This window comes from Dyadobacter jiangsuensis, assembly GCF_003014695.1.
Classification (GTDB): domain Bacteria; phylum Bacteroidota; class Bacteroidia; order Cytophagales; family Spirosomataceae; genus Dyadobacter; species Dyadobacter jiangsuensis.
Window position 1 is genome coordinate 90,698 of sequence record NZ_PYAS01000005.1, and the last position, 11,572, is coordinate 102,269.

Genomic DNA, 11,572 nt, shown 5'->3' on the forward strand with positions numbered 1-11,572 from the left:
ATATGGCTTTGCACCAAAATAAATGCGTATTCCTCGACCGCGATGGAGTACTGAATGAGGATTGCCCGGATTATTTATACAAACTGGAAGAACTCGTCATACCCGAAGGGGTCGCCGAAGCATTGCAAATATTGAAAGAGGCTGGTTATCTGCTGATTGTCATTACCAACCAGGCCGGCATTGCGAAAGGACTATATACTGCGGATAATGTGTATGCCATTCACGAGGCCATGCAAAACGCCTCGGATAATGCACTGGACGACCTGTATTTCTCACCTTATCACCCATCTTACTCCGGCAACTCATTGTCGCGTAAGCCTGGTTCATTGCTGATCGAGAAAGCCATGGCCAAATACGATATCGATCCCGCTCAATCGTGGATGATCGGCGACCGGGACCGGGATATGGAAGCAGGAAAGAATGTGGGTTTAAAAACGGTTCACATCATCCCGAATGCAGAAGAATCGACGGGAGATTATGCCGCTGTGAATTTGCTGGAAGCTGCCAGGCTGATATTGAAGCAGTAAATTAAGCTTTTACTACCGGCGCAGGCTGGGTTTTCTGTACTGATCCGTAGGCAGGGCAGGCATGCTTGGTGCAAGATGACGCTACCGCCAATGTTCCGCAAACAGCCAGGAGAAGTAAGATCTTTTTCATTTTCCAGTTCGTATAAGATTTTGTCACTACAAAAATATAAAATTAAGTTCTTTGAATGAGCGTTTTAGCCTAACTAATAACGAACTCATTCAAAGAACTTTATATACGGTATCAGATTTTTGTTTCTGCCAATTCTTCTTCGGGTTCCACCGTTTTGGCATCCTTCTGAGGCTGGCGGTCTTGCGCAGCACGATCCTGCGGCCCGAACGGCTCTTCCCTGAAACCTAAAACTCTCAACATCGAGTCGCTGTTTTGCTCCTCAGCAAAAACGCGGGTCGTCAAACGACCTTCCTCATCGCGGTCGATCAGTACGTGCTTCGGCGCCGGGATCAGGCAATGCTGAATGCCGCCGTAGCCACCGAGTGATTCCTGGTAGGCGCCCGTGTGGAAGAAGCCGATGTATTGTGGTTCGTTATCTTCAAAAATCGGCATGTACAAATCGGCGCTGTGCATTTCTGAGTTATAGAAATCCTGCGAGTCGCACGTCAGTCCACCGAGGTTGACCTTTTGGTAAGGATTATCCCAGTTATTGATCGGCAGCATGATGTACTTCTGGTTCATACCCCACGAATCCGGAAGCTGGGTAATGAACGATCCGTTGATCATGTACCAGAGCTCTTTATCGTTTTGGAGCTTTTTGTCGATGATTTCATAAATCACCGCGCCGCTCTCTCCTACCGTGTAACTTCCGAACTCCGTGAAAATGTGCGGAACAGGGACGTTATTCTTGTTGCAGATCCACTGGATGTTCTCGATAATCTCGTCGATCATCTGCTGGTAATCATAGTTCGATTGCAGCGAGGTCTGGATCGGAAGGCCGCCACCGATGTCGATTGAATCGAGATCAGGGCAGATTTTCTTCATTTCGCAGTACTTGAACATGAAGCGGGTGAGTTCACTCCAATAATAGGCACTGTCCTTAATGCCGGTATTAATGAAGAAGTGCAGCATTTTAAGCTTGAAACGAGGATTCGGCTCAATCTTCTCCTTGTAGAGCTGCTGAACATCATTATAACGGATACCCAGACGCGAGGTATAGAATGCAAAATTCGGTTCCTCGTCCGTCGCAATACGCATTCCGAAATGCACCGAATCGGCCGTCACCTGTTGCTCATACGATTCGATTTCTTTGAGGTTATCCAGGATCGGTACCACATTGAACCCTTCGTTGATCAGCTCGCTCAGGTATTGCGTGTAGCGAGGCAGCTTGTAGCCGTTCGCCAGAATGTACGTGCTCTTATTCACCTTGCCACGGCGGTAAAGCTCCCGGATAATGGGAATATCGAAAGCGGAAGACGTCTCGATATGGATGTTATGCTTCAAAGCCTCTTCCAGCACGAAGCTGAAGTGCGACGATTTCGTGCAGTAGCAATAGGTATAAGTACCTTTGTAGTTATGTCTTTTGAAGGCATTGCGGAAGAACATATTGGCATTCTCGATGTGTTCTCCGATCTTGGGCAGATAATTGATCTTTAACGGCGTACCATGTTCCTTGATGATATCCATCAGAGGTACATTGTTGAACAGCAATTCATTATTATCAACGTTGAACTCCATGGTCGGAAACTCGAACGTCTGCTGAATCAGGTCAATGTAGCTTTTCATTGATTTGTTTGTCGCGATGGCAATTAGTGAATTGGGTGTTAAAAAATAGGAACGAAAATGACCCGAAAATTGGGCAGAATATGTGTCATTTCCAAACACGGATCACCGTCAAATCATTCCCATTCGAAAGCAATTTATCGCTCTATTTGCCAAGTTCATACCTGAAAATCCCCGCTTAATAATTTTTTAATTGACGAACCGGCGCTCCCCTCCCTATTTTCAGGCCGGAAATTTGAAAATCCTATCCATAATTTCTGCTCCCGACTCATTCACAGTATTTTGCATCAGACTATTTATTCTAAATATAATCCTATTTAAAATTTATACATTTCTCAACAGCTAAAAACCATTCCTATGATCTCTCTCAAAACGGCCGCGCTCTGCAAACGACCGAAATTCCGCCAAAACAGCTAATATTCAGCGCATAAGGGCAATTTACAACCCGATTTGTGCCTTCTTTGCCGATAATCGACTACTTACTGGCAGAAAACTTTAAACATTCTGAGAGTTTTCTTAGTTTTTGTCATTCGAAAATTTCAAATTTGTCGCTGTGAAAGAGCGAATTATCAAATCGGCACTGAACCTTTTCTGGCGTTACGGCATCCGTAGCGTCACGATGGACGACATTGCCCGTGACCTGGGGATTTCGAAGCGTACCATTTACCAGCATTACTCCGACAAGGAAGCCATTCTCGCCCTGGTGATACAGGAGGAGATCCGGACGCAGAAATGCGAAATGGAGAAGCTGGAAGAGCTTGCTGAAAACCCGATCGAGGAAGCGATGTACGCCACGGTGCAAATGCAGGAAACGCTCGCCGACATGAACCCCACGCTTTTGTATGATCTCAAAAAGTATTATCCCAATGCCTGGGAGCTGTTTCAGAACTACAAACACGAGTTCATTATCAAAAACATGCGGGAAAATCTCCTCAAAGGAATCGAAATGGGGCTATACCGGCCTGACATCGACGTGGAGGTTCTTTCCTTGCTGCGTGTGGAGCAGATCGTGCTTGCTTTCGACCCCACCGTTTATCCCGCCAAGAAATTCAATATCATGCACGTACAAACCCAGTTTCTCGGGCACTTTTTAAGGGGGATACTTTCGGAAAAAGGCTTTGAATACTACAACACCATAAAAGATAAACCAGCAACTGAACTCAATATCCATGAAAAATGCCAGAACAATACGTAGCACTTTGATGCTGCTCGCGGCACTGATCTATTTTGTACCACTTCATGCACAAACCGGCTACTCGTTAAAAGAAGCCGTTGATTACGCGATCAAGCACAATCTGAATGTCAAGAATGCGCAACTCGACGCCGTATCGGCCGAAGCGCGCATTGGCGAAATCCGTGCAGCCGGATTGCCGCAAGTAACCGGGGCTGTTTCGCTAACGAACAACATTATTATCCCAAGGTTCTTTTTGCCGGCGAAGACCTTCGATCCATCGGCACCAGACGACGCACCACCGAGTGCTGTGAAGTTTGGTATCCCCTGGCAAGGCTCTGCTTCTGCCAACCTGAACCAGCTGATTTTCAACGGCTCCTATTTTATCGGGCTGAAAGCAGCTGCGACTTATCGTGAATTGGCTCAAAAAAGCACCACTTCTTCGAAGGTAACAGTTGCCGAAGCGGTAACGAAGGCATACTACTCGGCCCAGGTGGCGGAAGAACGCGCCAAGCTGCTCGATCTGAACATCGCCCGCGTGGACTCATCCATGCGCGAGACGAAGGCGATGAATGCCAGCGGTTTTGTGGAGCTGCTCGATGTAAACCGGTTGGAGGTGCAGATCAACAACCTGCAAACCGAGCGTCAGAAGGTGCAGAACCTGATCGAGCTGAGTTATGCATTGCTCCGCTTCCAGATGGGAATGCCGGCAAACGAGCCTATCAAGCTCACTGATGATATTAATGCGGTAAACGTGGCCGAGCTCCGGTCGGAATCGGAGAGCCTGGATGTGAGCTATGAGAAAAGAATCGAGTATTCCTTATTGAACACGCAGGAAAAGCTGGCCATGCTCGACCTGCGCAATGTCCGCTCCGGCTATTTGCCGAGCTTGTCGGCGTCTCTGGGTTACGGATACAATGCCGGTATGGACAAATTTTCCCAGCTATTCAATAATCCGTGGTTCAACAACATGGTACTGGCTGTAAATCTGAACATTCCGATCTTCGACGGCTTCACCAAAAAATACCAGATCGCTCAGAAAAAGATCGCGATCGACAAGGTTAAGAACAACCAAAACCTGCTGAAACAGTCGATCGATCTCGAAAACAACCAGGCTAGCATCAATATCAAGAATGCATTTGCCACCCTTGAAACCCAGAAACGGAACCTGACCCTCGCCGAAGAGATTGTGCGGGTCACGAAAATCAAATACAAAGAAGGCGTTGGTTCGAACATCGAGGTGGTCAATGCGGAATCTTCTTTGAAAGAAGCACAGACGAACTACTTCACCGCATTGTACGACCTGATGATCGCCAAAGTGGATCTCAGCAAAGCCAAAGGCGAGCTTTATTCCGAATAATACCATTAACACTGAACAAAATTGAAACAGCTACTTACCAATACCATGAAAAGCAATATTCTGATTATAACCGCTATTGCGACCATCCTGGCCGCCTGCTCCGCCAAGAAAGAAGGTTTGGAAGGCAAAAAAGAAGAACTCGCCCAACTGAAAGCCCAGCAGGTCGAGAACGAAAAGAAAATCAAGGCGCTCGAAATCGAAATCGGCAAACTGGATCCCAAGAAAGCCACGGAGGCCAAAGTAAAACCGGTGTCGATCGCCACATTGAACGCCGAGACCTTCAAGCATTATGTAGAGCTGCAAGGGACCGTCGATGCGAAAAACAACGTGCTGGTTACGCCTAAAACAGGCGGTGCCGTCGTGGCGATGTACGTCCGGGAAGGCGATGCGGTGAAGGCCGGAAGCGTGATCGGGAAGATCGACAACAGCATTCTGACCGAATCCATTGAAGAACTAAAAACTTCGCTCAGCCTCGCCAATACGCTTTATGATAAACAGAAAAACCTCTGGGACCAGAAAATCGGCACCGAGCTGCAATACCTGCAAGCGAAAAACAACAAGGAGTCGCTGGAAAAGAAACTGGTTACGCTGAACACCCAGCTTTCCCAAGCCAATATCATCTCGCCGATGGCAGGTGTGGTGGACCTCGTGAATGTAAAAGTAGGTGAAATGGCTTCCCCGGGCGTAGGCGTAGTACGCGTAGTGAATTTGGGCAACCTGAAAGTTTTGGCGAAAGTATCCGACGTGTATGCCGCCAGCGTGAAAAAGGGCGACGAAGTGATCGTCAAATTTCCTGATCTGAAAAAGGAATTCAAAGCGAGAATTTCATTCGTAAGCACCGCGGTGGATCCATTGTCCAGAACATTTACCATTGAGGCCAACCTGCCTTCCGACCGCGCCATCAAGCCTAATATGATGGCACAGGTGCAGATCAACGACGCCACCAGCAAAAACGCACTGGCAATCGACCAGAACTACGTCCAGAGCACGGAGAAAGGAAATGTAGTGTATGTAGCCGTGACCGAAGGCAACAAAAAGGTAGCCAAAGCGAAAGAAGTAAAGACCGGCCTGAGCTACAATGGCAAAGTCGAGATCCTTTCAGGGCTTTCGGCAGGAGACCAACTGATTACCCTCGGCTACCAGGAAGTGTCCGACGGTCAGCCGATCAGCTACTAAATATGAATAAGAGTGACGGCCGTCAAAGGCCAGTTTATAGTCAGGAGTTGTCAAGAATTGTCAGAAAATGAACAATTCACTCATTCACTCATTCAGTCATTCAAAATTAGTCCTATGAAATTTAGCGAATATAAAACCTTAGGCTTCACCAACTGGTGCGTAGAGAACAGGACGACGATCTACATCTTTACGTTCATCATCACGCTGGCGGGGTTCATGGTATACAATAACCTGCCGAAAGAGCAGTTCCCGGATATCAAGATCCCGCAGATCTACATTAATACGGTGTATTTCGGGACGGCACCGGCCGATATCGAAAACACGATCAACAAGCCGATCGAGAAGCAGCTCAAATCCCTCAACGGGGTCAAGAAGATCAAATCCAATGCATTGCAGGACGTTTCGGTAATCCTCGTGGAATTTACGCCGGACGTGGCCGTGGAAGTCGCCTTGCAAAGGGTAAGGGATGCGGTGGATAAGGCCAAAACCGACTTGCCCCAAAACCTCGACTCTGGCCCGACAGCCCAGGACGTGAACTTCTCGGAGTTTCCGATCATGAACGTCAACATTGCGGGTAACTATTCTTTGAAACAACTGAAAGAATACGCAGAAGACCTGCAAGACGGAATCGAAGCATTGCCTGAAATTACCCGCGTGGATATCCTCGGCGCTTTGAACCGCGAAATCCAGATCAATGTGAACCTCGACCGCATGAAATCGACGGGTTTGACATTCTATGACGTTCAAACGGCGATCCAGAGTGAAAACATCAACGTTTCGGGTGGTGAGCTCAACGTACAGGGCGTGCGCCGCACCCTTCGCGTAAAAGGCGAGTACACGAACGTAGACGACATGGCGAACATCCGCATACGCACATCCACGGGCGCTACGGTCCGTCTGGGCGACATTGCCGAAGTGGCCGATGGCTTTGAAGAGCAGCAGGATTTCGCCCGTCTGGCCAACAAATCGGTAATTACCCTGAACGTGATCAAACGTTCGGGAGAGAACCTGGTCGATGCGGCCGACAAAATTGAAAATGTAATCGCCGATTATAAAGAAAATCGTTTTCCGGCTGGTCTGGATATTAAAATTACGGCCGACCAGTCGATCCAGACCCGTGCCGACCTGCATGACCTGATCAATACCGTTGTACTCGGCTTTATTTTCGTGGTACTTGTACTGATGTTCTTCATGGGTGTGCGCGACGCGATCTTCGTGGGGCTTTCGGTACCGCTATCTGCCTTGGTAGCATTTGTATTAATGCCGATCATCGGCCCGATGGTAGGCACCGAGTTTACTTTGAACACCATCGTGCTCTTCGCATTCCTGCTGGGTATTGGTCTCGTGGTGGATGACGCCATTGTGGTGATCGAAAACACGCACCGCTTGTTCAACATGCACAAGGACTGGACGATCCAGCAGGCAGTGAAAGCGGCGGCCGGCGAGGTATTCATTCCCGTACTTTCCGGTACCCTCACCACCATCGCGCCATTCTTCCCGCTTCTTTTCTGGACGGGTATAGTCGGGGAATTCATGAAATTCATGCCGCTAACGCTCATTATTACGCTTGGCGCCTCGCTTTTTGTGGCTTATGTAATGAACCCGGTATTTGCCGTGTCGTTCATGGGCCGCCATGAAGATGAAAAAGAAGCGCACGATACGAGTTTCAAAGCGATCCGCCGGCCGGTGATCATCCTGGTGGTAGCCGCTCTGATAGGTTATCTGATCGACCGCGGTGTGGGTAATTTCTTTGTATTTATATTGATACTCTGGATTTTCAACCACTATATTCTGACGCCGCGCATTCTGGTTCCCTTCCAGGATCACTTGTTGCCTGCATTGAAAAACGGCTACCGCAAACTGATCGACTGGCTGCTCAGAGGATGGCGTCCGGTGGTTGCCATTGTGGGTGTGTTCTTCCTGCTGATCGCCACGTTTATCATTACCGGGATTGCTCAGCCTAAGGTACTGTTCTTCCCAAGCGGAGATCCCGACTACGTATATGTTTACAACAAACTTCCGATCGGAACCGACGCCCGCGTGACCGACTCCGTCACCAAGATCATTGAAAAACGTGTTTTTGATGTTTTGGAGAAGGAAAAAGCCATGGATATGGTCAATTCGGTAATTGCCAACGTCGGCAAAAACGCGGGTGACCCATACAACCCAGACCGTTCTGCCACGCCGCACAAGTCGAAGGTGACCGTAGCATTCGTATACGGTACCGAACGTGGTGGAAGGTCGTCGGAGGCTATACTTCGCAAAATCCGCGACGCCGTATCCGGTATACCAGGTGCCGAAATCTCCGTAGAACGTGAAGCAGTAGGCCCGCCAACAGGTAAACCTATTTCCATCGAAATTTCCGGCGATGAATTTGAAGTACTTCAAAAACTGGAAAAAGACGTTCTGAAAAAAGTGCAGGATTCGGGTATTGAAGGGATTGATCAGCTCCGCTCCGACCTCGTTACCAACAAGCCCGAAATCGTCATTGACATCGATCGCGAGAAGGCACAACGTGAAGGCATCAGCTCGCAGCAGATCGCACTGGCAGTTCGTACGGCCTTGTTCGGTCTGGAAGTTTCGAAATTCCGTGATGACAAGGACGAATATCCGATCATGGTCCGATTGGAAAAAGACGATCGCGAGCAAATTGAGAAGCTATTGAGCCTCAATGTCGTGTACCGCGACATGAATATGGGTGGTGCACTGCGCCAGGTACCGATCACTTCCGTTGCCAATATTCATTATTCGACGACTTTCAGCCAGATTAACCGTCAGGACCAGCGTCGTATCGTCACCCTGGGCTCCGATGTGCTGCCGGGCTACAATGCCAACGAAATTGTAGCGCAGATCCAAACACTGATCCAGGAAATGGAGGTACCAAATGGCTATATTATCAAAATGGGTGGCGAGCAGGAAGAGCAGGCCGAATCTATGGCATTCCTTGGAACTGCGTTCGGTGCGGCGATCATGCTGATTTATCTGATCCTGGCCACACAGTTCAACTCGGTCATCAAGCCATTTATTATCTTCTTTACCATCGTGCTTTCGCTCATTGGTGTATTGCTGGGCTTTGTGATCTTCAACAAAGATTTCTCAATCATCATGTCCGGTGTAGGTATCATCGCATTGGCTGGTATTGTGGTGAAAAACGGTATTCTACTCATCGAGTTCATCGAAGAGCTCCGTGGGCGCGGGTACCCGATGCGCGAGGCTATTATTGAAGGTGGCGCGATCCGTCTGACACCCGTGTTGCTTACAGCCTCCGCGGCCGTACTGGGTCTGGTACCGCTTGCATTGGGTATCACAGTCGACTTCGTGGGCCTCTTCCGCGATCTCGAACCCCATTTGATCGTCGGCGGGCCAAGCTCGGTGTTCTGGAACATCCTCGCCTGGACGATCATTTTCGGTCTGACATTCTCTACCCTGCTGACGCTCATCATGGTACCATGTATGTATTACGTCAACGAGCGCATCCGCGACAAATGGTTCCGGAAAGGCAAGGTCGATGTCGTAAATCCGGACTGGCAGAACGAATCGATCTAGACTCCCGGCACATGGATTGTTCATTTCAGGTTGTTTCAATTTTTTTCAACCTGAAATGAACAATAATCCAAAACATTCTTAGATTTGCAACCCCAAAGAACGGCCGTAAGGCATTCTTGAAAGTTCGGGATGTAGCGCAGCCCGGTAGCGCACTAGCATGGGGTGCTAGGGGTCGCAAGTTCGAATCTTGTCATCCCGACATTGATTATCAGCCACTTACGATGAAAATTGTAGGTGGCTTTTTTCTTAGGTCGAACATAGGTCGAACATTTTTTCTCAGGTTCACTGAGTTTTTCTGATTCCGGTGAACTGATTTAGTCATTTTTTAGAGTTTGACTTTCGGAAAACGGGCATCCAAAATTGAATTATTTGATCGACTAACTCACCCAGTGTTCGATTATACGGTCGTTCAAGCGTACAATCAAGAGAATTTCTGAAAATGCTGATTCTGAGCTTTTTCACCTAATTATTGGTTCAGTTTTGCCTCTGATAGTACCGTTAAACTGTAATTACGGCTGTGCCATTGTGGAATTGCTCAGCATAAAAAGATCAAATATGATGCTGCTTCTCAGGCATCATGCGGCGATTTAAACGTCTCTATCACAGGTGGCGGCGTCCAAATCTGTATATCAGCTGCCGTCAGAATGGGCCATGATGAACTGACGCCGCCGACTGCCGGTACTGCATGCTCGAAACCCACCCAGCTGATTTGATAATGCCGGATCACGTACGAACAGAGGATGCAAGGCTCGTGGGTGGTATACATCGCGCAGCCGGTAAGTTTGTCGGTGCCGAGGCGTTTCAATGCATCACGGATAGCTTCCACTTCCGCATGTCGGGTGATGTCATTGTCGGGGCGCGTGGCTTCGATGCCCTCGCCTACGATGACGCCGTCGCGCACGATGAGTGCGCCGACGGGCGTGTTACCCGATTGGCCGGCCTCCAATGCCAGCTCGTGACAGCGTTGTAAAAATCTTCGGTGATCGTCCATTTGTCTATAAATCAAGCACCAGATCGGTTTCAGGCCGTGCGCAGCAAAGCAGAATTTCACCCTCGAAAGGGTCGCCGAATGGTTCCGGGTCGTAAGTTACTGTTCCTGAAATTATCCTTGTGCTGCAACTCATGCAAGTACCTTCCCTGCAACTGCTTGGCGGGTAAATGTCGTGTTTTTCGAGCAAATTCAGCAGGTTTCCGTATCCATCGGCCCAGGAAAATGACCGGCCAGATTGCGTGAGTGAGATTGTCGGGACCGCACCGGCCAGGTCTTCTTCGATAAAAATCGGCGCTGTTTTCTGATCTGGTAAAACAGTGTTGTCATTTCCACTAAGATAAGTACAAAACAACCGGGAATCAGCAACGCCCGAGGACCGCAGTCCATCAGCAAGTGTTTTGACAAAAGATTCGGGGCCGCAAATGTAAAAGTCGCTATTGGCAGGGGATGAATTTTGTTTGAGAAAATCCAGGTCTATCCGACCGAACGCGTCATAGTCAACCCCAATGATTTCGGACAGCGACGGCTGGCTATGGTGGATCGACACCCGTATGTGCGCCTGCGTGCGGGCCAGCGATCGCAGCCACCCGAGCATCGGCTGCTCGCCCGCATTCCTGCTTCCGTGCACAAACCAAACCTGCCGGGGATCGGGCTCTTCGGCAATGGCTTCGAGCATGCTGAGCATAGGCGTAATGCCTACACCGGCGCTGAGAAGCACGACCGGCCGTCGTGAGTCTTTTTGTAATGCAAACCCGCCAAGAGGTTCGCTGATCCAGATTGTATCGCCAATATCAACATGATCATGCAAGAACGACGATGCAATACCGGGCTGATCCGGTGTGCCCTCGCGCTTTACGGTAATGCGGTAAAGGTTCTGGCCAGGCACGCCTGATAAGGTGTAAGAACGTTGAACCGGCCCGGCTTGCCCGGGTATTTGCAGCCGGACGATAATGTGCTGCCCCGGCAGATAATGCGCAAGGCGATCGCCATCGGCGGGTTTGAGGTAAAATGACCAGATCGTCTGGCTTTCCTGAACTTTATCGATGACCTGAACGGGCTTGAACATGAA

The 11,572-nt window shown here is 49.0% G+C and carries 8 protein-coding genes and 1 tRNA gene; 6 read left to right on the forward strand and 3 right to left on the reverse strand.

Features of this window, described 5'->3' with window-relative positions:
- Positions 1–2: 2 nt before the first annotated feature.
- The gene (locus CLV60_RS11515; RefSeq protein WP_106595550.1) at positions 3–527 is read left to right on the forward strand and encodes a D-glycero-alpha-D-manno-heptose-1,7-bisphosphate 7-phosphatase; all 525 of its coding nucleotides are present in this window, start codon (positions 3–5) and stop codon (positions 525–527) included.
- A 241-nt stretch (positions 528–768) separates the two neighbouring features.
- Here CLV60_RS11515 and CLV60_RS11520 read toward each other — a convergent pair whose 3' ends face one another.
- On the reverse strand, positions 769–2,262 hold the full coding sequence (locus tag CLV60_RS11520) for a type III PLP-dependent enzyme domain-containing protein (RefSeq protein ID WP_106595551.1): 1,494 nt from the start codon (positions 2,260–2,262) through the stop codon (positions 769–771).
- Between the two features lie 550 nt (positions 2,263–2,812).
- Here CLV60_RS11520 and CLV60_RS11525 point away from each other — a divergent pair.
- The 5 genes from CLV60_RS11525 (at position 2,813) to CLV60_RS11545 (ending at position 9,711) form a co-directional block, all read left to right on the forward strand.
- On the forward strand, positions 2,813–3,454 hold the full coding sequence (locus tag CLV60_RS11525) for a TetR/AcrR family transcriptional regulator (protein WP_229210926.1): 642 nt from the start codon (positions 2,813–2,815) through the stop codon (positions 3,452–3,454).
- Positions 3,429–4,790, forward strand: coding sequence for a TolC family protein (locus CLV60_RS11530; RefSeq protein WP_229210927.1), 1,362 nt, complete (start codon positions 3,429–3,431; stop codon positions 4,788–4,790). Before CLV60_RS11525 ends, CLV60_RS11530 begins: the two co-directional genes overlap by 26 nt.
- Before the next feature lie 45 nt (positions 4,791–4,835).
- Positions 4,836–5,966, forward strand: coding sequence for an efflux RND transporter periplasmic adaptor subunit (locus tag CLV60_RS11535; protein ID WP_106595554.1), 1,131 nt, complete (start codon positions 4,836–4,838; stop codon positions 5,964–5,966).
- A 114-nt stretch (positions 5,967–6,080) separates the two neighbouring features.
- Positions 6,081–9,512, forward strand: coding sequence for an efflux RND transporter permease subunit (locus tag CLV60_RS11540; RefSeq protein WP_106595555.1), 3,432 nt, complete (start codon positions 6,081–6,083; stop codon positions 9,510–9,512).
- Between the two features lie 125 nt (positions 9,513–9,637).
- Positions 9,638–9,711: transfer RNA gene (locus tag CLV60_RS11545), tRNA-Pro, on the forward strand.
- 369 nt (positions 9,712–10,080) lie between these two features.
- On the opposite strand, the gene CLV60_RS11550 is transcribed toward CLV60_RS11545, so the two are convergent.
- Both CLV60_RS11550 and CLV60_RS11555 read right to left on the reverse strand, forming a co-directional pair.
- Positions 10,081–10,518, reverse strand: a complete 438-nt coding sequence (locus tag CLV60_RS11550; protein WP_229210928.1) for a nucleoside deaminase — start codon at positions 10,516–10,518, stop codon at positions 10,081–10,083.
- Complete coding sequence (locus tag CLV60_RS11555) at positions 10,508–11,569, reverse strand: 2Fe-2S iron-sulfur cluster-binding protein (RefSeq protein ID WP_106595557.1); 1,062 nt, start codon at positions 11,567–11,569, stop codon at positions 10,508–10,510. Before CLV60_RS11555 ends, CLV60_RS11550 begins: the two co-directional genes overlap by 11 nt.
- Between the last annotated feature and the right edge of the window lie 3 nt (positions 11,570–11,572).